The 20,431-nt window shown below is 73.0% G+C and carries 18 protein-coding genes; 14 read left to right on the top strand and 4 right to left on the bottom strand.

The genetic code is table 11. The annotated features are described in order from the left end of the window. Positions 1 to 128 precede the first annotated feature (128 nt). Together E1283_RS10305 and E1283_RS10300 are read left to right on the top strand one after the other, a co-directional pair. Positions 129 to 1,100 carry an acyl-ACP desaturase gene (locus E1283_RS10305; protein ID WP_132817644.1) on the top strand — a complete coding sequence of 324 codons (972 nt, stop codon included), beginning with the start codon at positions 129 to 131 and terminating at the stop codon, positions 1,098 to 1,100. Between the two features lie 315 nt (positions 1,101 to 1,415). Continuing rightward, positions 1,416 to 3,020, top strand: a complete 1,605-nt coding sequence (locus tag E1283_RS10300; protein WP_132817643.1) for an ABC-F family ATP-binding cassette domain-containing protein — start codon at positions 1,416 to 1,418, stop codon at positions 3,018 to 3,020. A gap of 66 nt (positions 3,021 to 3,086) precedes the next feature. Here the strand turns inward: E1283_RS10300 and E1283_RS10295 are convergent, their stop codons facing one another. Beyond that, positions 3,087 to 4,853, bottom strand: a complete 1,767-nt coding sequence (locus E1283_RS10295; protein WP_132817642.1) for an ABC transporter ATP-binding protein — start codon at positions 4,851 to 4,853, stop codon at positions 3,087 to 3,089. A gap of 471 nt (positions 4,854 to 5,324) precedes the next feature. On the opposite strand from E1283_RS10295, the gene E1283_RS10290 reads away from it, so the two are divergent. Next, positions 5,325 to 5,798, top strand: coding sequence for an ATP-binding protein (locus E1283_RS10290; protein ID WP_132817641.1), 474 nt, complete (start codon positions 5,325 to 5,327; stop codon positions 5,796 to 5,798). A gap of 16 nt (positions 5,799 to 5,814) precedes the next feature. On the opposite strand, the gene idi is transcribed toward E1283_RS10290, so the two are convergent. The 3 genes from idi to galE form a co-directional block, all read right to left on the bottom strand. After that, the gene (gene idi, locus E1283_RS10285) at positions 5,815 to 6,384 is read right to left on the bottom strand and encodes an isopentenyl-diphosphate Delta-isomerase (protein WP_132817640.1); all 570 of its coding nucleotides are present in this window, start codon (positions 6,382 to 6,384) and stop codon (positions 5,815 to 5,817) included. Positions 6,385 to 6,464: 80 nt separating this feature from the next. Next, positions 6,465 to 7,415 carry a cation diffusion facilitator family transporter gene (locus E1283_RS10280; protein WP_132817639.1) on the bottom strand — a complete coding sequence of 317 codons (951 nt, stop codon included), beginning with the start codon at positions 7,413 to 7,415 and terminating at the stop codon, positions 6,465 to 6,467. A 170-nt stretch (positions 7,416 to 7,585) separates the two neighbouring features. Then, entirely contained in the window at positions 7,586 to 8,590 is a 1,005-nt protein-coding gene (gene galE / locus E1283_RS10275; RefSeq protein WP_132817638.1) for a UDP-glucose 4-epimerase GalE, read from the bottom strand. A gap of 192 nt (positions 8,591 to 8,782) precedes the next feature. Here galE and E1283_RS10270 point away from each other — a divergent pair, with 192 nt between their 5' ends. The 11 genes from E1283_RS10270 (at position 8,783) to E1283_RS10220 (ending at position 20,411) form a co-directional block, all read left to right on the top strand. After that, a complete protein-coding gene (locus E1283_RS10270) occupies positions 8,783 to 10,630 on the top strand; it encodes a DUF5941 domain-containing protein (RefSeq protein ID WP_132817647.1) in 1,848 nt (615 codons plus the stop codon). After that, positions 10,627 to 11,382 (top strand): phosphocholine cytidylyltransferase family protein, encoded by a 756-nt coding sequence (locus tag E1283_RS10265; RefSeq protein WP_132817637.1) that lies wholly within the window; start codon positions 10,627 to 10,629, stop codon positions 11,380 to 11,382. The genes E1283_RS10270 and E1283_RS10265 overlap by 4 nt, the downstream gene beginning before the upstream one ends. Further along, the gene (locus E1283_RS10260; protein ID WP_132817636.1) at positions 11,370 to 12,431 is read left to right on the top strand and encodes an iron-containing alcohol dehydrogenase family protein; all 1,062 of its coding nucleotides are present in this window, start codon (positions 11,370 to 11,372) and stop codon (positions 12,429 to 12,431) included. The genes E1283_RS10265 and E1283_RS10260 overlap by 13 nt, the downstream gene beginning before the upstream one ends. Beyond that, a complete protein-coding gene (locus E1283_RS10255) occupies positions 12,409 to 13,194 on the top strand; it encodes a CDP-alcohol phosphatidyltransferase family protein (RefSeq protein ID WP_132817635.1) in 786 nt (261 codons plus the stop codon). Before E1283_RS10260 ends, E1283_RS10255 begins: the two co-directional genes overlap by 23 nt. A 71-nt stretch (positions 13,195 to 13,265) precedes the next feature. After that, positions 13,266 to 14,111 carry a glycosyltransferase family 2 protein gene (locus E1283_RS10250; protein WP_132817646.1) on the top strand — a complete coding sequence of 282 codons (846 nt, stop codon included), beginning with the start codon at positions 13,266 to 13,268 and terminating at the stop codon, positions 14,109 to 14,111. 83 nt (positions 14,112 to 14,194) lie between these two features. Next, positions 14,195 to 15,103 (top strand): ABC transporter permease, encoded by a 909-nt coding sequence (locus E1283_RS10245; protein WP_132817634.1) that lies wholly within the window; start codon positions 14,195 to 14,197, stop codon positions 15,101 to 15,103. Continuing rightward, complete coding sequence (locus tag E1283_RS10240; RefSeq protein WP_132817633.1) at positions 15,096 to 15,890, top strand: ABC transporter ATP-binding protein; 795 nt, start codon at positions 15,096 to 15,098, stop codon at positions 15,888 to 15,890. Before E1283_RS10245 ends, E1283_RS10240 begins: the two co-directional genes overlap by 8 nt. 128 nt (positions 15,891 to 16,018) lie before the next feature. Beyond that, positions 16,019 to 16,936, top strand: a complete 918-nt coding sequence (gene hpnC, locus E1283_RS10235; RefSeq protein ID WP_132817632.1) for a squalene synthase HpnC — start codon at positions 16,019 to 16,021, stop codon at positions 16,934 to 16,936. Between the two features lie 10 nt (positions 16,937 to 16,946). Next, entirely contained in the window at positions 16,947 to 17,894 is a 948-nt protein-coding gene (hpnD, locus tag E1283_RS10230) for a presqualene diphosphate synthase HpnD (RefSeq protein ID WP_132817631.1), read from the top strand. Next, the gene (gene hpnE / locus E1283_RS10225) at positions 17,891 to 19,285 is read left to right on the top strand and encodes a hydroxysqualene dehydroxylase HpnE (protein ID WP_243744735.1); all 1,395 of its coding nucleotides are present in this window, start codon (positions 17,891 to 17,893) and stop codon (positions 19,283 to 19,285) included. The genes hpnD and hpnE overlap by 4 nt, the downstream gene beginning before the upstream one ends. A gap of 64 nt (positions 19,286 to 19,349) precedes the next feature. Further along, entirely contained in the window at positions 19,350 to 20,411 is a 1,062-nt protein-coding gene (locus tag E1283_RS10220; protein ID WP_132817630.1) for a polyprenyl synthetase family protein, read from the top strand. Positions 20,412 to 20,431: the final 20 nt, after the last annotated feature.

Raw genomic sequence — 20,431 nt, 5'->3', positions numbered from 1 at the left:
GTCCGGGCCGCCGCGTTGTGAAGTGGCCCGCGTTTTACGGCCATTCCCTTGCCAGACGGGCGGGTAACAACTTACGGTGCCGTAACCTACGGTCTCGTAGGTATTCGCGTTACCCGCCAGGAGCATCAGTGACCCTCAGCCCCACCCCGCCGAACAGCTCGGACCAGTGGACCGACGTCCGCCTGATCCACGCCCTGGAGGAGGTGGTGGAGAAGGAGCTCAACCGCCACCTGGCGATCGCCAAGGACTGGATGCCCCACGAGTACGTGCCGTGGAGCGACGGCCGGAACTTCGACGGTCTGATGGGCGGCGAGCCCTGGGCCGTCGAGCAGTCCAAGGTCACCGACATCGGCCGCACGGCCCTGGTGGTCAACCTGCTCACCGAGGACAACCTGCCGAGCTACCACCACGAGATAGCCTCGATCTTCGGCCGTGAGGGCGCCTGGGGGACCTGGGTGCATCGCTGGACCGCGGAGGAGGGCCGGCACGGCATCGTGCTGCGCGACTACCTGCTGACCACCCGCGCCGTGGACCCGGTGGCGCTGGAGAACTTCCGCATGTCGCACATGTCGGAGGGGTTCGAGTCCGACAACGGGCACTCGATGCTGCACTCGGTCGCGTACGTGGCCTTCCAGGAGCTGGCGACCCGAATATCGCACCGGAACACCGGCCGTGAGTCGGGCGACCCCCTCTGCGACCGGATGCTGGCCAGGATCGCCACCGACGAGAACCTGCACATGGTCTTCTACCGCAACCTGCTGAAGGCGGCCTTCGAGCTGGCCCCCGACCAGGCGATGCGGGCCGTCGCCGACGTGGTGGTCAACTTCCGGATGCCCGGCCACGGCATCCCCGGCTTCGAGCGGGCCGCGGCCCGGATGGCCATCGGAGGCATCTACAACCTGCGCATCCACCACGACGAGGTGCTGCAGCCGGTGCTGCGCTTCTTCAAGGCGCTCGACGTCAGCGGCCTCGGCCCCGAGGGGCTCAAGGCCCAGGACGAGCTCGGCCAGTTCCTCGGCGGTCTCGACTCCGAGGCCACGATCTTCGACGAGCGCCTGGCCGCCCGGCAGGCCCGTCTCGTCGCCCGGGGCAAGGCCTGACGCCCGCCCCTCCGCCGCCGGGCGGTGCCCGCGCCGATAACCGGTTGCCCCACCGCCCGGCCGTTTCCTAGGCTCGTCCACGGCCTGTCGTCGCCGTGAGGAGGGCCCGTTGGAGGGCTGAGGTCGCTGACACCGCGAGCCCGACGCCCGCACGTCCCGAGTCGGACGCGCGGCGCCGCGTCGCGTGATCGACCTCGGCTGAGCCCGGCCCTCCCGCCCGTCTCGTCGTTCTCTCCGATCTGCCTGTCCCGGCTGCTCCGGGCCCGGTGTCGCCACGTTCCGTCAATCGTTCGTGACAAGCACCGGAGCTTCGAGATGCCCACCACCCCCCAGCTCACCTGTGTCCGGCTCGGCTACACCTGGCCGGACGGCACCCGGCTGTTCGACGGCCTCGACTTCGCCGCCGGCCCCGGCCGCACCGGCCTGATCGGGCTCAACGGCAGCGGGAAGTCCACCCTGCTGCGGCTGCTGGCCGGCCGCCTCACCCCCACCTCGGGCACGGTCCGGGGGACCGGTGAGCTCGGCTACCTGCCGCAGAACGTCACTCTGGACACCGCACAGCGCGTCGACCAGGTGCTCGGCGTCGACCGGGCGCGGGCCGCGCTGCACGCCATCGAGTCGGGGGACGTGGCCGACGAGCACTTCGCCGCCGTCGGCGACGACTGGGACGTCGAGGAGCGCACGCGGGCCACCCTCGACCAGCTCGGCCTGACCGGTGTCGACCTGGACCGGACCGTGGGCCGGCTCTCGGGCGGCCAGACCGTGCTGCTCGGCCTCGCCGCCCTGCTGTTGCGCCGGCCCGACGTGCTGCTGCTCGACGAACCCACCAACAACCTCGACCTGCGGGCCCGCGAGCGGCTCCACGCGGCGGTGGCCGGCTGGTCCGGGGTGCTCGTGGTGGTCAGCCACGACCGTGAACTCCTGGAGCGGGTGGACCAGATCGCCGATCTGCGGGAGGGCCGGATCGCCTCGTTCGGCGGCACGCTCTCCGCGTACGAGGCCGCGCTGGCCGTGGAACAGGAGGCGGCCGAGCGGATGGTGCGGTCCGCGGGGGCCGACGTGCGGCGTCAGAAGCGGGAGTTGATCGAGGCCAACGAGAAGTCGGCGCGCCGGGCCAGCCAGGGGAGGCGGGAGGCGGAGCGCGGCGGCGCGCCCAAGATCCTGATCGGGGCCCGGAAGCGGCGCGCCCAGGAGACCGCGGGCCGCCACCGCGGGCTGCACGAGGACCGGTTGTCCGACGCCAGGGAGCGCCTCGCCGAGGCGGAGACCGCCGTCCGGGACGACGACGAGATCCGCGTCGACCTCCCGCACACCGCCGTGCCGGCCCGCCGCCGGGTGCTCGAACTCGCCGACCTGGAGCTACGCGGCGGTGTCCGGGCCTCGTTGGAGGTCATCGGCCCCGAGCGGATCGCGCTGACCGGCGCCAACGGCACCGGCAAGACGACGTTGCTCGACATCGTGGCGGGCGCGCTCGAACCGGTGTCTGGCGCGGTCCGGGCACAGGTGCCGCTGCGGTATCTGCCGCAGCGTCTCGACCTGCTCGACGAGTCGCTGAGCATCCTCGACAACGTCCGCCGGCTCGCGCCGACCGCCGATCCGCAGCACATCAGGGCCCAGCTGGCCAGGTTCCTCTTCCGGAAGGGGCGCCCCGACCAGCTGGTCGGCTCGCTCTCGGGCGGCGAACGCTTCCGGGCGTCGCTGGCCGCGCTGATGCTGGCCGAACCCGCCCCGCAGCTGCTGATGCTGGACGAGCCGACCAACAACCTGGATCTGGCCAGTGTCCGGCAGCTGACCTCGGCGCTGCACTCGTACCGCGGGGCGCTGCTCGTGGTCAGTCACGACCTGCCGTTCCTGCGCGGGGTCGGCGTCACCCGGTGGCTGGCCCTGGACGGGGAGCTGGCGGAGGTCGCCCCCCGGTGACCCGCGGCGGGGCCGGCACGCCCGACCGGCCCCGCGGCGCGTCCCGCGGCGCGTCCCATGGCCGGCCTAGCCGAGTTGGTTCGACTGGAGCCGGGCATAGGCCCCGCCACGGCGCAGCAGTTCCGCGTGGCTGCCGACCTCCTGGATCCGCCCCTGGTCGAGTACCACGATCCGGTCGGCGCCGCGGACGGTGGACAGCCGGTGGGCGACCACGAAGACCGTGCGGCCGCGCATCAGCCGGTTCATGGCCTCCTGGACCAGCGCCTCGGAGCGGGTGTCGAGCGCCGAGGTGGCCTCGTCGAGCACCAGGATCCGCGGGTCCCGGATCAGCGCCCTGGCGATGGCGATGCGCTGCCGCTGGCCCCCGGAGAGCCGGGCGCCACGCTCGCCGACCACCGTGTCGAGCCCGTTGGGCAGCCGGTCGACGAACTCCAGCGCGTTGGCGTCGCGCAGGGCGTCGCGCACGGTCTCCTCGTCGATGTCCGGCATGCCGTAGCCGACGTTCTCCCGGATCGAGCCCTCGAACAGCACGGACTCCTGGGGGACCACCGACAGGAAGCGGCGGTAGCTGCGCAGGTCGAGGCCGGCCATGTCGCTGCCGTCCAGCAGGATCCGGCCGGAGACCGGGCGGATGAAGCCGATCAGCAGGTTGAGGACGGTGGACTTGCCGGCGCCGGAGGCGCCCACCAGCGCGATGGTCTGGCCCGGGGACACCCGGAGGTCGAACCCGGTCACCGCGGCGGGTCCCTCGCCGTCGTACCGGTAGCTGACGTCCTCGAAGTCGAGCCGGCCCTTGACCGCCGTCACCTGCGCCTTGCCCGCGTTGACCTCCAGGTCGGGGGCCTCGAGCACCTCGCCGGCCGAGCGCACCGACTCCAGGCCCTTGGAGATGATCGGGGTCAGGCTCATCATCATGGTCATGGAGCCGGTCAGGGTGGTGAAGAAGGTGCTGAGCATCACCACGTCGCCGGGGCTGATCGGCAGCCAGGCGTAGTACGAGACCAGCGCCGCGCCGGCCAGGAAGCCGATGCCGATGGCCTGGAGCAGGATCCAGGCGAGCGCCCCGAAGTGGCCGTTGATCAGGTCGAGCCGTATACCCGCGGTGAGCACCTGGCGCAGGGTGCCGTCGACCCGGCCGATCGCCGTCCGCTCCAGGCCGTGGGCCCGGGTGACCGGGATCAGGCTGGTCATCTCCCCGACCCGGGAGGAGAGTTGCTCCACCTGGCGGCGGAACCGCTCGTTGTGGGTGCGCAGTCGGCCGCGCAGCCTGCGCACCAGCAGCGTGGTGGCGGGCACCATCACCAGGAAGACGGGCAGCGCCTCCGGGACCCGGGCCGCGATGACCACCATGCCGCCGACGAGGGTGATGATGGCGCCGAGACCGGTGTCGGCGGTCTGCTGCGCCGACACCTCGATGTTCTCCACGTCCCTGATCACCTTGGTCTGCAGGGCGCTCGCGCTGATCCGCGAGTGGTAGCCGATGGACAGCTCCTGCATCCGGCGGCAGAGCGCGGAGCGCAGCCCGGTGCCCACGCGCCGCACGCTGCCGTGCATGCAGCGGACGTAGAGCAGGTGGGTCGGGTAGTTCAGCAGCAGCACGACGGTCAGCACCATGGTGTTGGCGCCCAGTTGGGAGATCGGCCGGCGCTCCACGACGATGTCGATGATGTTGGCGGTGACCAGGGGGAGCAGCCAGACAGGGCTGTGCTTGACGATGAATGCGAGCACGGCGACCACTATCCGGAGGCGGGACTCCCGGAAGAGATAGGCGAGGGTCCGCACCGGATGTTCCCCCCGGTAGCGGTGCTCCAGGGGACCTTGCGGAAGAGCCATGACAGCAGCACTCCAACGTCCAGGGGAAAGAGTCGGGATGACCTTGCCCCTCATCCCCCTCGAACACTCTCCGAAATGTCGATAGCGAGTGGTCTCGGCCCTATTGCGTATGGTTCGGGCTAATTCATATACATGGTGATAGTAACCATGTATGGTGCCGACCCTTTCGAAACGGTCGCACTGTGGTCGCCCAGCGGTCCTATTTCTCAACTTGCGTATAGTCGCGACACAAGCGGCGGCGCACTCCGGCGCTTGTGCCGGGGGCGCGGCCCGCCACGGATTCGCAACGGTGCGCCCCGGCCGGTCGGGTGACCTCGGTCTCGGCGGCCTGCGAGGGGTGTGGGCGGCCTGCCGGGCAAATTCGGTCGACAATCGGTCGCATTCGAAAACAGGCGATCGAATTGCGTCCTATTTGTGACGAGTTGCGGTCACTGGGTCATGCCGTCCTGGCACATGCCAAGACTCGGACCCATGGACAGTAGATCAGGCGCCCTGCCGCACCCCGGGGTCCCTCCGACAACCGGCCACGCCGGGATCTGGCGGTTCAGCGTCCCGCCGGTCGAGCACGCGGTGCCGGGTATCCGGCACGCGGTGCGCGATCTGCTCCGCCGCCAACAGGCACCGCTCACGGCCGACCGGCTGTACGGCGTGTTGCTGATCCTCTCCGAACTGGTCACCAACTCCGTCCGGCACGCGGCGCTGCTCACCACCGAGATCGGCGTCGAGGTCGGCTTCGACGCGCACTGGGTCCGGCTCTCCGTCGAGGACGGGCACCCGTACCGGCCGCGGGCCCTGGAGGCGGCACCGGACCAGCAGCACACCGGCGGCCGCGGTCTGCTGCTGGTCAAGGCGACCGCGCTGGAGGCCGGCGGGGACTGCGGCGTCACGCCGACCGCGACCGGCGGCAAGCTGATCTGGGCCGCGCTCCCGGTGGACGGGTTCTGACGGCCGCCCGGTCGGCTCACCAGCCGGCGGTGGGCCCCGTCAGCTCGCGGATCACCGGCCGGGCGGCGTCGAGCACGGTGTGGAACCAGACCGAGAACGCCCGGGCGGCCCGCAGCCGGCTCAGCTCGCCCGGGGTCACGAAGGCCGTCTCGTCGACCTCCGCCGGGTCCGGCCGCAGCGGCTCGGTGACGACGCCGGCGTACAGGTGGTTGTACTCCTGCTCCACCAGGCCCGAGGCCGGGTCAGGGTGGTTGTACCGCACCGTGCCGGCCTCGCGCAGCAGCGCCGGCGCCGCGCCGAGTTCCTCGGCGGTGCGGCGGGTCGCGGCCAGGAACGGCGGTTCGCCCGGGTAGGGGTGGCCGCAACAGGTGTTGGACCAGACGCCGGGGGAGTGGTACTTGCCGGCCGCCCGGCGCTGGAGCAGCAGCCGCCCGGCCGGGTCGAAGAGGAAGACCGAGAAGGCCCGGTGGAGCAGCCCCGGCGCCCGGTGGGCGGAGAGTTTCTCCGCGGTGCCGATCGTCCTGCCGTCCTCGTCGACGAGTTCGAGCAGGATCGGATCGGCCGCGACGGCTGTGCTGTGGGGCATTTCAGACCTGTTCTCCCGGTATCACTGGCCCCGCGCTCCCTGTGCCCGGACCAACCCTTCGACCAGTGTGCCCCACGGGGTCAGTGACAGAGCCCCGCCTCGTGCGCCGCGTGCCCCCGCGGCTCCAACTGGAATGTGCAGTGCGCCACATCGAAGTGCTCGCCCAGGCAGTTCTGGAGGTCGTGCAGCATCCGCTCGTGGCCGATGGCGTCCAACGTGTCCTGGTCCACCACCACGTGCGCGGAGAGCACCGGCATGCCCGAGGTGATCGTCCAGACGTGCAGGTCGTGCAGGTCGGCGACCCCCGGGAGTTCCAGGATGTGCGACCTGACCTCGGCGATCCGCACGTCCTTCGGCGCCGCCTCGAGCAGCACGTCGAGCGCCTCCCTGGCCAGCTTCACGGTGCGCGGCACGATCAGCGCCGCGATCACCAGCGAGGCGATGGTGTCGGCCTGCTGCCAGCCCGTGGTGATGATCACCAGCGCGGCGATCACCACGGCCACCGAGCCCAGCGCGTCGGCCAGCACCTCCAGGAAGGCGCCGCGCACGTTCAGGCTCTCCCGCTGGCCGCGCATCAGCAGCGCGAGTGCCACGAGGTTGAGGAGCAGGCCCACCGCACCGAACAGCACGGTGAGGCCGCCCGGCACCTCGGCCGGCTCGCGCAGCCGCGCGACCGCCTCGAAGGCGATGTAGCCGCCGACGCCCAACAGCAGCAGGCAGTTCACCAGCGCGGCGAGGATCTCCATCCGCGCGAAGCCGAAGGTGCGCCGCTCGCTCGCCGGCCGGTTGGCGACATGGATCGCGAAGAGCGCCAGGGCGACGCCGACCGAGTCGGTCGCCACGTGGCCGGCGTCGGCCAGCAGGGCGAGCGAGCCCGTGACGGCCGCGCCGACGATCTGGGCGACCAACAGTGTGCAGGCCAGCGCGAGGGCCCAGCGGAGCCGGCCGGCATAGGCCGCTCCGGCGGTGCCCGGTGTCCCCGGCGGGCCCCCGTGGTGGTGCTGGTGTCCGTGGTTGTGCCCGGCTCCCATGGCTCGGCGCCCTCCTGAGGTCGATCCGGCGTCGCGAACTCAGTGAACTACGGGTGGGGGGTATCTGGCAACGCGGCACTGAACACCGTTGTCATTGCGCTGACCTGCGGGTTTGCCGCTTCTGGAGACGGGGCCCGCGGGCGTGGGCGGAGCCGGCGCGAACCCTCAGGTCAGGCCGGGTCCTGGGGCCGGGCGCGCCAGCCGGCCCAGGCGGACTCCACCATCTCGGCCAGGCTCCTGCGCGCCTCGAAGCCGAGCCGGTCGCGCGCCAGCGCGGCCGACGCCACCACGCGCGCCGGGTCGCCTGGCCGCCGCTCGCCGACCCGCGGCGCCGGCTCCTTCACGCCGGTGACCTCGGCCACCAGGTCGGCCAGCTCCCGCACCGAGGCCCCCCGGCCGGTGCCGATGTTCACGGTCAGGTCGCCGGCCGCCGCCGGGTCGCCCGCGCGCTGGAGGTGCCGGACGGCGGCCAGGTGCGCCTCGGCGAGGTCGGAGACGTGCACGTAGTCCCGGACGCAGGTGCCGTCCGGCGTCGGGTAGTCGTCGCCGAAGATCAGCGGGGCCTCGCCGCGCTCCAGGCGCTCGAAGAACATCGGGATGACGTTCGCCGCCCCCGTGTCCACCAGGTCGGTCCTGGCCGCGCCGGCCACGTTGAAGTAGCGCAGGCAGACGGTGCCGATCCCGTGCGCCCGCCCGGCGGCCCGCACCAGCCACTCGCCGGCCAGCTTGGTCTCGCCGTAGGGGTTCATCGGCCGGCACGGCGTCTCCTCGGTCACCAGGCCGCCCGTCAGGTCGTCGGCCGCCGGCATCCCGTAGACGGCGGCGGACGACGAGAAGACGAACCGGCGCACCCCCGCCGCGGCCACGGCCTCCAGCAGCACCGTGAGGCCGTGCACGTTGGCCCGGTAGTAGCCGAGTGGGTCGCCGACGGACTCCGCGACCTGCTTGCGCGCCGCCAGGTGCACGACACCGGTGACCCGGTGGGCCGTGAGAACCCGGTCGAGGAGCTTCCGGTCGAGCGTCGAGCCGACCTCCAGGGGCACCTCGGCGGGCAGCCGCCCGGCCCGCCCCGTGGAAAGGTCGTCGAGCACCACGACCGGCTCTCCCGCGGCCCGCAGGACCTCGACGACATGTGCCCCTATGTACCCGGCGCCACCGGTGATCAGCCAGCTCATGGCGGCAGCCTAACCGTGGGCGCGCATCGTGTCCGACCGATCGCGTAGGGTCGCATTCGTGCCCGTGGAGGGGAGTGACATGAACTCCGGGTTTCCTGGGGCCAACGTCATTCTTGCCGCAGGGTTCTCATCAGATAATCTCTGCCGACGTGTGGGGCGCAGAGCGCGCCCTCGCCCCAAGGAGTGAGTCACCTGTCGACCGCGATCCTCACCGGTCCGCCCGTCCCCGGGTCGACGCTCGAACGCGACCTGTCGGCGCTCGGGTTCGCCGTGCGGCAGGCGGAGCGGCCCGCCGCCGTCGCGCAGGCCCTGGCCGCCGTGCCCGCCGGACAGCGCGTCGCCGTGGTCGACCCCCGGTTCGTCGGGCACCGGCACAGCCTGCGCCTCGGCCTCACCGACCCCCGCTTCGGCGTGGCCGCCATCCCCGGCGCGGTCGCCGTGCTGCCCGGCGAGCGCGGCGCGCTGGCCGCCGCCGCGACCCAGGACACCACCCGGGGCCCGGCAGGCGAGCAGGGCGCCGCCGGCGGCGCGGTCGCCGCCCCGCCGGCCACCGGCTGCCTGCCCGACCGGCTGGCCGAGCGCGTCGAGGCCGAGGGCACCCCGGTGCACCGCCCCGAGCTCGGCACCCTGGTCGCCACCGTCCCGGCCACCGGCGCCGAGCGCGCGGAGGCCGCCGCGGCCGTCGCCGCCGTCGACGACGAGGCCGTCCGGCTGCGCTCCGCCGTCAAGTCGCGCGACGGCTTCTTCACCACCCACCTCGTCAGCCCCTACTCCCGCTACCTGGCCCGCTGGTGCGCCCACCGCGGCCTCACCCCCAACCAGGTCACCACCGCCTCGCTGCTCACCGCCCTGGTGGCGGCCGGCTGCGCCGCCACCGGCAGCCGGGGCGGCTTCGTCGCCGCCGGCCTGCTGCTGCTGTTCTCCTTCGTGCTCGACTGCGCCGACGGCCAGCTCGCCCGGTACTCCCTCCAGTACTCGACGCTCGGCGCCTGGCTCGACGCCACCTTCGACCGGGCCAAGGAGTACGCCTTCTACGCCGGCCTCGCCCTCGGCGCCGCCCGCGGCGGCGACGACGTGTGGGCGCTGGCACTCGGCGCCATGGTGCTCCAGACCTGCCGCCACATCGTCGACTTCGCCTTCAACGAGGCCCACGTCGCCCCCAGGGGAGCCTCGGCCGGCGCCGTCTCCGCCGCCCTCACGGGCCGGCTCGACCGCATCGGCTGGACGGTCTGGGCCCGCCGCATGGTCGTGCTGCCCATCGGCGAGCGCTGGGCCCTGATCGCGCTCCTCACCGCGCTCACCACCCCCCGCACCACCCTGGTCGTGCTGCTGGTGGCCAGCGGCCTCGCCGCCTGCTACACCACGGCCGGCCGGCTGCTGCGCTCCCGGCGGCTGCCCGCCCTCGGCCAGGACGCCGCCCGCGCCCTCGTCGGCCTGGCCGACAACGGCCCCCTCGCCGACGCCGTCGCCGCCGCCCACACCCCCATACGCCGCCCGGCGCTCGCCGCACCCCTCTGGGCCCTGGCCGGCACCGCCGCCCTGCTCGGCTGCCTGCTGCTGCCCGGCGTCGCCGGAGGCTGGGCCGCCGTCGGCGCCGCCGCCCTCTACGCGCTCTGCGCCGGCCACGCCCTGGCCGCCGAGCCCACGCGTCCGTTCGACTGGCTGCTGCCCCCGCTCTTCCGGGCCGGCGAGTACCTCACCGTGCTCCTCATCGCCGCCGACAGCGAGGTGAACGGAGCATTGCCGGCCGCTTTCTGCCTGGTTGCCGCCAGCGCCTACCATCACTACGACACGGTGTACCGCCTCCGCGGCGGCGCCGGGTCGCCCCCCCACTGGCTGGTCACGGCCGCCAGCGGCCACGAGGGCCGCATCCTGGCGGTCACCGCCGCAGCCGCCCTCTGGTCGGCCGGGGCGGGCCTCACCGCCGCGCTGTCCGTCCTCGCCGGCGGTCTCGCGCTTCTGGTGCTTGGCGAGAGCATCCGCTTCTGGATCTCCTCCCAGGCGCCCGCCGTACACGACGAAACAGGAGAACCCGCATGATCGGCCTCGTGCTGGCCGCCGGCGCCGGACGGCGTCTTCGCCCCTACACGGACAACCTGCCCAAGGCGCTGGTCCCGGTGGTCGAGCCCACCGACGGAGGCGAGCCGAGAACCGTCCTCGACCTCACGCTGGCCAACTTCGCCGAGGTCGGCCTCGACGAGGCGGCCATCGTCGTGGGCTACCGCAAGGAAGCCGTCTACGAGCGCCGCGCCGAGTTGGAGAGCCGCTACGGCGTCAAGCTCACCCTCGTCGAGAACGACAAGGCCGAGGAGTGGAACAACGCCTACTCCCTCTGGTGCGCCAGGGACGTCATCAAGCAGGGGGTGATCCTCGCCAACGGCGACACCGTGCACCCCGCCTCCGTCGAGAAGACCCTGCTCGCGGCCCGCGGCCAGGGGCAGAGGATCCTCCTCGCCCTCGACACCGTCAAGAAGCTCGCCGACGAGGAGATGAAGGTCGTCGCCGACCCGGTCACCGGCGTGCGGCGCATCACCAAGCTGATGGACCCGACCGAGGCCACCGGCGAGTACATCGGCGTCACCCTGATCGAGCCCGAGGCCGCCGCCGAGCTGGCCGACGCGCTGCGCACCACCTTCGAGCGCGACCCCCAGCTCTACTACGAGGACGGCTACCAGGAGCTGGTCAACCGCGGCTTCCAGGTCGACACCACCCCGATCGGCGAGGTCAGCTGGGTCGAGATCGACAACCACGACGACCTCGCCAGGGGCAGGGAGATCGCGTGCCGGTACTGACCCGCCTCATCCCGTCCCCCGTCTCGGTCGACATCGCCGCCGGGGCCCTGGACAACCTGGCGGGGCTCCTCGCGGACCAGCGGATCTCGTCCTCGGGCCGGCTGGCCTTCGCCATCAGCAACGGCTCGGGCGCCGGCCTGCGCGAGCGGCTGGCCCCGGCCCTGCCGGGCGCCGACTGGTACGAGGTGGCCGGCGGCACCATCGACGCCGCCGTCCAGCTCGCCGACGCCATGCGGTCGGGGCACTACGACGCCGTCGTCGGCCTCGGCGGCGGCAAGATCATCGACGTCGCCAAGTACGCCGCCGCCCGCGTCGGCCTGCCGCTGGTCGCCGTCGCCACCAACCTCGCCCACGACGGCATCTGCTCGCCCGTCTCCACCCTGGACAACGACGCGGGCCGCGGCTCCTACGGGGTGCCCACCCCGATCGCGCTCGTCGTGGACCTCGACGTCATCCGCCAGGCCCCGGTCCGCTACGTCCGCTCCGGCGTCGGCGACGCCGTCTCCAACATCTCGGCCATCGCCGACTGGGAGCTGTCCCACCGCGAGACCGGCGAGCAGATCGACGGGCTGGCCGCCGCCATGGCCAGGCAGGCCGGCGAGGCCGTGCTGCGCCACCCCGGCGACTGCGGCGACGACGCCTTCCTCACCGTGCTCGCCGAGGCGCTGGTGCTCTCCGGCATCGCCATGTCCATCGCCGGCCACAGCCGGCCGTCATCCGGCGCCTGCCACGAGATCTGCCACGCGCTGGACATCCTCTACCCGAAGCGGTCCGCCCCGCACGGCGAGCAGTGCGGCCTCGGCGCGGCCTTCGCCATGCACCTGCGCGGCGCCCGCGAGCAGTGCCGGCTGATCGTCGACGTGCTGCGGCGCCACCGTCTGCCGGTGCTGCCCGGCGACATCGGCTTCAGCACCGAGGAGTTCGTGACGGCCGTGGCCTTCGCGCCACAGACCAGGCCGGGGCGCTACACCATCCTCGAGCACCTCGACCTGACCACCGACGAGATCAGGGACGCGTACGCGGACTATGTCAAAGCCATCAGTAGCTGAACTCCGCCCGGTCGTCCACCCGGCCGGGGTCAAGGACCGGCGCAGCGGGGAGCACTGGGCCGGCCGCCTCTACATGCGGGAGATCTCGCTGCGCTGGACCAGGCACCTGGTCGGCTCCCGGGTCACCCCCAACCAGCTCACCTACCTGATGGTGGTGGCCGGGGTGGCCGCCGGCGCCGCGCTGCTGGTGCCCGGGCTGGCCGGCGCCCTGCTCGCGGCCCTGCTGATCCAGCTCTACCTGCTGCTCGACTGCGTGGACGGCGAGGTCGCCAGATGGCGCGCCCAGACCTCGGTCACCGGCGTCTACCTCGACCGGATCGGCCACTACCTGGCCGAGGCCGCGCTGCTGGTCGGCTTCGGCGTGCGGGCCGCCGACGTCCTCGCCCAGCAGGGTCCCGCGCCCAACTGGCTGTGGGCCTTCCTCGGCACCGTGGCCGCCCTGGGCGCCATCCTGATCAAGGCCGAGACCGACCTCGTCGACGTGGCCAGGACCCGCAGCGGCCTCGCCGCCGTCCGGGACGAGGCCGCCGTGCCCCGCTCCTCGGGCGTGGCGCTGGCCCGCCGGGCGGCCGCCGCGCTGAAGTTCCACCGGCTGGTCGGCGGCGTCGAGGCATCGCTGCTGATCCTGCTCGTCGGCGTCCTGGACATGGTCCGCGGCGACCTGTTCTTCACCCGGTTCGGGGTCGCCCTGCTGGCCGGCATAGCGGTGCTCCAGACCCTGCTGCACCTGGTGTCCATCCTCGCCTCCAGCAGACTGCGGTGACGGAGGTGCCCGGAGGGCCGGGCGGGGAGCGGAGCGCGGCACCGCCGAGGCTGGGCGCGATCGTCCTCACCATGGGCGACCGCCCCAAGGAACTGCGCGCGCTGCTCGACTCGGTCGCCGGGCAGGACGGCGATCCCGTCGAGGTCGTGGTGGTCGGCAACGGCGCCGCACTGCCCGACCTGCCCGAGGCGGTCCGCGGCATAGAGCTGCCGGAGAACCTGGGCATCCCGGGCGGGCGCAACGTGGGCATCGAGGCGTTCGGCCCCGGCGGCCACGAGGTCGACGTGCTGCTCTTCCTCGACGACGACGGCCACCTTCCCCACCACGACACCGCCGAGCGGGTCCGCGCCGCCTTCGGCGCCGACCCGCGCCTCGGCATCGTCAGCTTCCGCATCGCCGACCCGGTCACCGGCACCACCCAGCGGCGCCACGTGCCCCGGCTGCGCGCCTCCGACCCCCACCGCTCCTCGCGGGTCACCACCTTCCTCGGCGGCGCCAACGCGGTGCGCACCCGGGTGTTCCAGGAGGTCGGAGGCCTCCCCGAGGACTTCTTCTACGCCCACGAGGAGACCGACCTGGCCTGGCGGGCGCTGGACGCCGGCTGGCGGATCGAGTACCGCGCCGACCTGGTGCTGCACCACCCGGCCACCGCGCCGTCCAGGCACCCCGGCTTCCACCGCATGGTGGCGCGGAACCGGGTGTGGCTGGCCAGGCGCAATCTGCCACTGCCGCTGGTGCCCGTCTACCTGCTGGTCTGGCTGCTGCTCACAGTGGCCAGAACCCGCTCCCGGGCGGCCCTCGGAGCCTGGTTCCGCGGCTTCGTGGAGGGCTGGCGGACGCCGTGTGGTCGCCGGAGACCGATCCGTTGGCGTACGGTGTGGCGCCTGACACGTCTCGGCCGACCTCCCGTCATCTGACAAGCTCGGATCTGAGACGATCCAGGAGCCGCGGCTCCGCGGCGACATCCGCCTGCTGCCCTGCGAGGACGAGAGTTTTCAAGGTGAGTGAGACCACGCGCACCAGCGCACCCCCACACGAGGTGACACCGGCCGAACTCGCGGCCCTTCACGGTCTGTCCGTCAGCGGTGCGCGACCCTCGTTGCCCGAGTACGTAGGACAGTTGTGGGGACGACGGCACTTCATCGTCGCCTTCTCGCAGGCGAAGTTGATGGCTCAGTACAGCCAGGCGAAACTCGGCCAACTCTGGCAGGTGGCCACGCCACTGCTCAACGCCTTCGTCTACTTCCTGATCTTCGGCGTCGTGATGGGCGGCCGGGACAACATGGCGAACGACGAGTACATCCCCTTCCTGGTCACCGGCATCTTCGTCTTCACCTTCACCCAGGCCTCGGTGATCTCCGGCGTCAAGTCGATCTCCGGCAACCTGGGCCTGGTCCGGGCCCTGCATTTCCCCCGGGCCTCCCTGCCCATCTCGTTCTCGCTGCAGCAACTCCAGCAGCTGCTCTACTCGATGCTCGTGCTGGCCGTGGTGATGATCGGCTTCCAGCACTTCCCTGACCTCGCCTGGGTCCTGGTCATCCCCGCGCTGGCGCTCCAACTGGTCTTCAACACCGGGCTCGCCATGATCTTCGCCAGGATGGGCAGCAACATCCCCGACCTGGCCCAGCTGATGCCGTTCATACTGCGCACCTGGATGTACGGGTCCGGGGTGATCTTCCCGCTGCGCTACAAGCTCGAAGGCCACGGTCCCGACTGGCTGATCCACGTCGTCGAGGCCAACCCGGCCACCGTCTACATCGACCTCATGCGCTACGCCCTGATGGACGGGGCCTACGCCGATGGCATCCCCCAGATCACCTGGGTCTACGCTGTGGGCTGGGCGGTCGTCATAGGTGTCGGCGGCTTCGTGTACTTCTGGAAGGCTGAGGAGCAGTACGGCCGTGGCTGATTCCAACATCCCCGCCGCTGCGGCGGGCGACGGGCGCGTGCCCACCGTCATCGCGGATGACCTGCACATCGTCTACCGGGTCTACGGCCACGGTCCGCGGGGCAACGCCACCGCCGCGCTGCGCCGGATCGTCAAGCGCCAGCCCCGGTCCAGGGTGCGCGAGGTGCACGCGGTACGCGGCGTCAGCTTCGTCGCCTACCGCGGCGAGGCGATCGGGCTGATCGGCACCAACGGCTCCGGCAAGTCGACGCTGCTGCGCGCCATCGCCGGCCTGCTGCCCGCCGAGCGTGGCCGGGTCTACACGGACGGTCAGCCCTCGCTGCTCGGCGTCAACGCGGCCCTGATGAACGACCTGACCGGCGAGCGGAACGTCATCCTCGGCGGCCTGGCGATGGGCATGTCCCGCGAGCAGATCAGGACGCGCTACGAGGACATCGTGGACTTCTCGGGCATAAACGAGAAGGGGGACTTCATCAGTCTCCCCATGCGGACCTACTCCTCCGGCATGCAGGCCAGGCTCCGGTTCTCCATCGCCGCCGCCAAGGACCACGACGTGCTGATGATCGACGAGGCCCTGGCCACCGGCGACAAGAAGTTCCAGCGCCGCTCCGAGGACCGGGTGCGCGAGCTGCGCGCCGAGGCCGGCACCGTCTTCCTGGTCAGCCACAACAACAAGTCCATCCGCAACACCTGCGACCGGGTGCTGTGGCTGGAGAAGGGCGAGCTGATCATGGACGGGCCCACCGACCAGGTGCTCAAGGCGTACGAGGAGGAGACCGGCAAGTAGCCGCTCCCCACCGGTCCGGGCCGCGCCGCGCGGCCCGGACCGGCCGTATCCGAAGCGCCGACGCGCGAACAGCCGCGACAACAGGGTAGAAATACAGGCATGACCAGCTTGGCGACGACGGGCCTCCCGTGCTGACCGCCCCGGCGAGCGCGGGCACCGAGGCGGTGCTCGCGAAGTCGGCACACGAGAACTTCCCGGTGGCGCCGCGGTTCCTGCCGCGCGCCTGGCGCGACGACCTGATGGCCCTCTACGGCTACGCCCGGCTCGTCGACGACGTCGGCGACGGCGACCTGCCCCCCGGCGGCTCCGACGCCCTGCTGCTCGGCCTCCCCGCCGACCGGACCGACGACCGTCCGGCCATGCTCGACGCGTTGGCCGCCGACCTGGACCGCGCCTTCGCCGCCGCCCGCCTCGTCCAGGGCGGCGGCCCACCCCGCCATCCGCTCGTCGCCCGCCTCGTCCCCACCGTCCGGCGCGCCGGCCTCGATCCCGAGCCGTTCCACGCGCTGATCGAGGCGAACCGCGTCGACCAGCACACCCACCGCTACGCCACCTTCGACGACCTGCTCGGCTACTGCGAGCTCTCGGCCAACCCGGTGGGCCGGATGGTGCTCGGCGTCACCGGCACCGCCACCCCGGAGCGGATCCGCCGCTCCGACGCCATCTGCACCGCCCTCCAGGTCATCGAGCACCTCCAGGACGTCGCGGAGGATCTCGAACAGGGGCGGATCTACCTGCCGGCCGACGCGATGGCCCGGTTCCACGTCACCGAGGCCGACCTCGCGGCGCCCACCGCCAACGCGTCCGTCCGCACCCTGATCGCCCATCTCACCGATCGGGCACGTAGGCTGCTCGACGAGGGCGCCCCGCTGGTGGGCAGCGTCCAGGGGCGGCTGCGGCTGATGCTCGCCGGATTCATCGGCGGTGGCAGGGCGGCAGCCCAGGCCATCGCCGACGCCGGGTACGACGTGCTGGCGGGGCCGCCCAAGGCGAGCAAGGCCGGCCTGCTGTACGCGGCGGGAAACACACTCAGAAGGGGCGCGTGAGCTCAACCTCGTGACCAACAGCCCGACCAGCCATCACCCGACGCCCGCCGTCGTCGCCGCCTACCAGTACTGCGAGGCCGTCGCCGGCCAGCACGCCAGGAACTTCAAGTACGGTGCCCGGCTGGTGCCGGCGGCCAAGCGGCAGGCGCTCTGCGCCATCTACGCCTTCGCCCGCCGCGTCGACGACATCGGCGACGGCGGTCTCGCCCCCGACGTCAAGGAGATCAGGCTCGCCGAGGCCCGAGCCCTGCTGGAGCGGGTGCGGGCCGGCGCCGTCCCCGAGGACGACGTCGACCCGGTGGCCGTCGCCCTCACCCACGCCGGCGGCCGCTACCCCATCCCGCTCGACGGTCTGGACGAGCTGATCGACGGCGTCCTGATGGACGTCCGGGAGCGCCGCTACGAGACCTGGGACGACCTGCGTTCCTACTGCCGTTGCGTGGCCGGCGCCATCGGCCGGCTCACCCTGGGCGTGTTCGGCACCGTGCCCGGCGCGCGCCACGTCGAGCACGCCTCCGAGTACGCGGACACCCTCGGGCTCGGCCTCCAACTCACCAACATCCTCCGCGACATCCGGGAGGACGCCGAGATCGGCCGCACCTACCTGCCGGCCGAGGACCTGGAGAAGTTCGGCTTCCTGGACGACGCCGGCGAGCCCGCCCTCGTACCGCCCCGCGCCGGCGGCGACTTCGTCGGCCTGGTGCGCTTCGAGGTCGCCCGCGCCCGCGAGTTGTTCGCCGAGGGCTTCCAGCTGCTGCCGATGCTCGACCGCCGCTCCGGCGCCTGCGTCGCCGCCATGGCCGGCACCTACCACCGGCTGCTCGACCGCATCGGCGAGGACCCCCACGCGGTGCTCCGCGGCCGGGTCGGCCTGCCGGCCGCGCAGAAGGTGCTGGTCGCCGTGCGCGGCCTGTCCGGCCTCGACGCGCGCCGGGCCGCCGGGCGGTCGTGGCCGTGACCGGCCGGCCGCCCGGGCACACCGTGGTTGTCGGCGGTGGCCTGGCCGGCACGGCCGCGGCCCTCGCCCTCGCCGACCGCGGCCGGCGGGTCACCCTGCTCGAGACCCGCCCCCGGCTCGGCGGCCTCGCCTTCTCGTTCCGCCGCGACAGCGCCGTCGGCCCCCTCACCGTCGACAACGGCCAGCACGTCTACCTGCGGTGCTGTACGGCCTACCGGGGGTTCCTCGACCGGATCGGCGGCACCGCGCTCGCGCCCCTGCAACCCCGCCTCGACGTCCCCGTGCTGGACGCCGAACGCCGACGCCTCGGCCGCATCCGCCGTGCCGCGCTCCCCGTGCCGCTCCACCTGGCCGGCACCCTGGCCCGCTACCCGCACCTGCCGCCGGCCGAGCGGATCGCCGTGGTCCGCGCCGTCGCCGCGCTGCGCCGCCTCGACCCGGCCGATCCCGCCCTGGACGACCAGGACTTCGGCAGCTGGCTGCGCCGCCACGGGCAGCGCGACCGGGGGATCGAGGCCGTCTGGGACCTGATCGGGGTCGCCACCCTCAACGCCAGGGCCGACGACGTCTCGCTCGGCATCGCCGCCATGGTCTTCCGCACCGGGCTGCTCTCAGGACCCGACGCCGCCGACATCGGCGTGCCCGGGGTGCCGCTCGGCCACCTCCACGACACCCTCGCCCGCGGCGCCCTCGACCGGGCCGGGGTCAGCGTGCTCACCGACACCAAGGTCCGCCGGCTGAGCCCGACCCCCGGCGGCTGGCGGGTCACCGTCGACAGCCGGCAGCGCGCCCCGGAGTCGGGCCCCGCCGAACTCGCCGCCGACTCGGTCGTCCTGGCCGTCCCCCAGGAGGCCGCGCACCGCCTGCTGCCCACCGGCGCCCTCGCCGACCAGGGGCGGCTGCTGCGCATCGACAACGCGCCGATCCTCAACGTCCATGTGATCTACGACCGGCCGGTGCTGCGCCGCCCGTTCCTCGCCGCGCTCGGCAGCCCGGTGCAGTGGGTCTTCGACCGGACGGGGCCGGCCGGCCTCGCCGACCGGCCCGGCCACCGCGACCAGTACCTGGCGCTCTCCCAGTCGGCCGCCCAGGACGAGATCCAGCTGCCGACCGACGTGCTGCGCAAGCGCTACCTGCCCGAACTCGCCCGGCTGTTGCCGCCGGCGGCCGGCGCCCGGGTCCGGGACTTCTTCGTCACCCGGGAGCGCGCCGCCACCTTCGCGCCGGCGCCCGGCGTGGGCCGCCTGCGCCCCGGCCCGGTCACCCGGGCCCCCGGGCTCTACCTGGCCGGCGCGTGGACGGCCACCGGCTGGCCGGCGACGATGGAGGGTGCGGTGCGCAGCGGCCTCGCGGCCGCGCGGGCGGTGCGGATACGCCCCTCGGTGCCATGACCGCCGCCCGGCGACGCCCCACCCCAGAACGCCAGACTTCCTCGCATCTTCCCAAGGAGAGCTCGTGAACCCCGCAGACCCCCACGGCCATGGTGCCGCCCTGGCACTGCTGGAGCGCGGGCGGGCACTTGCCGCTCCCGCGCTGCGCACCGCCGTCGACCGGCTCGCCCCGCCCATGCACAACGTCGCCGCCTACCACTTCGGTTGGATCGACGCCCACGGCCGGCCGACCGAGGCCGACAGCGGCAAGGCCGTGCGGCCCGCCCTCGCCCTGCTGTCCGCCGAGGCCGCGGGCGCCGGCGCGGAGGCCGGTGTGCCGGGCGCCGTCGCCGTCGAGCTGGTGCACAACTTCTCGCTGCTGCACGACGACCTGATGGACGGCGACGAGCAGCGGCGGCACCGCGACACCGTGTGGAAGGTGCACGGCCCGGCCCAGGCCATCCTCGTCGGCGACGCCCTGTTCGCGCTGGCCGTCGAGGTCATCCTGGAGGGCGGCACCGAGCACACGGCCCGCGCCGCCCGCCGACTCGCCGCCGCCAGCCGCAAGCTGGTGGACGGTCAGGCGCAGGACATCGCCTTCGAGCACCGCGAGCGGGTCAGCGTCGCCGAGTGCCTGGAGATGGAGGGCAACAAGACCGGTGCGCTGCTGGCCTGCGCCGCCGGCATCGGCGCGGTGATCGGCGGCGCCGACGACGCTCTCGCCGACGCCCTGGAGACCTACGGCCACCACCTCGGGCTCGCCTTCCAGGCCGTCGACGACCTGCTCGGGATCTGGGGCGACCCGGCCGCCACAGGCAAGCTGACCTGGAGCGACCTGCGGCAGCGCAAGAAGTCGCTGCCCGTGGTCGCGGCGGTGGCCGCCGAGGGGCCCGCCGCCGAGCGGCTGACGGCGCTGCTCACGGCCGACGCCAAGAAGACCCAGGAGGAGTTCGAGGACTTCGACGAGGCCGAGTTCGCCACCCGGGCCGCGCTGATCGAGGAGGCCGGTGGCCGGTCCTGGACCGAGGAGGAGGCCAGGCGGCAACACCACACCGCCCTCGCCGCGTTGGACAGCCTCGACATGCCGGCCGGGGTGCGGGAGCAGTTGACCGCGCTGGCCGACTTCGTGGTGGTCCGCCGCAAGTAGGGGGCGGGCGGGCCCCGCCC

The organism is Streptomyces hainanensis (assembly GCF_004348415.1).
Taxonomy (GTDB): domain Bacteria; phylum Actinomycetota; class Actinomycetes; order Streptomycetales; family Streptomycetaceae; genus Streptomyces; species Streptomyces hainanensis.
The sequence above is the reverse complement of the archived record's forward strand: the minus strand, read 5'-3'. Positions and strand labels throughout refer to the sequence as shown.

What these genes read in the sequence shown, in the direction of transcription:
- E1283_RS10280 (WP_132817639.1), bottom strand. Translation starts at nt 7,415, where the DNA reads ATGGGAGCCGGGCACAACCACGGACACCAGCACCACCACGGGGGCCCG.
- E1283_RS10300 (WP_132817643.1), top strand. Translation starts at nt 1,416, where the DNA reads ATGCCCACCACCCCCCAGCTCACCTGTGTCCGGCTCGGCTACACCTGG.
- E1283_RS10265 (WP_132817637.1), top strand. Translation starts at nt 10,627, where the DNA reads ATGATCGGCCTCGTGCTGGCCGCCGGCGCCGGACGGCGTCTTCGCCCC.
- idi (WP_132817640.1), bottom strand. Translation starts at nt 6,384, where the DNA reads ATGCCCCACAGCACAGCCGTCGCGGCCGATCCGATCCTGCTCGAACTC.
- E1283_RS10290 (WP_132817641.1), top strand. Translation starts at nt 5,325, where the DNA reads ATGGACAGTAGATCAGGCGCCCTGCCGCACCCCGGGGTCCCTCCGACA.
- E1283_RS10250 (WP_132817646.1), top strand. Translation starts at nt 13,266, where the DNA reads ATGGGCGACCGCCCCAAGGAACTGCGCGCGCTGCTCGACTCGGTCGCC.
- E1283_RS10295 (WP_132817642.1), bottom strand. Translation starts at nt 4,853, where the DNA reads ATGGCTCTTCCGCAAGGTCCCCTGGAGCACCGCTACCGGGGGGAACAT.
- E1283_RS10255 (WP_132817635.1), top strand. Translation starts at nt 12,409, where the DNA reads ATGTCAAAGCCATCAGTAGCTGAACTCCGCCCGGTCGTCCACCCGGCC.
- galE (WP_132817638.1), bottom strand. Translation starts at nt 8,590, where the DNA reads ATGAGCTGGCTGATCACCGGTGGCGCCGGGTACATAGGGGCACATGTC.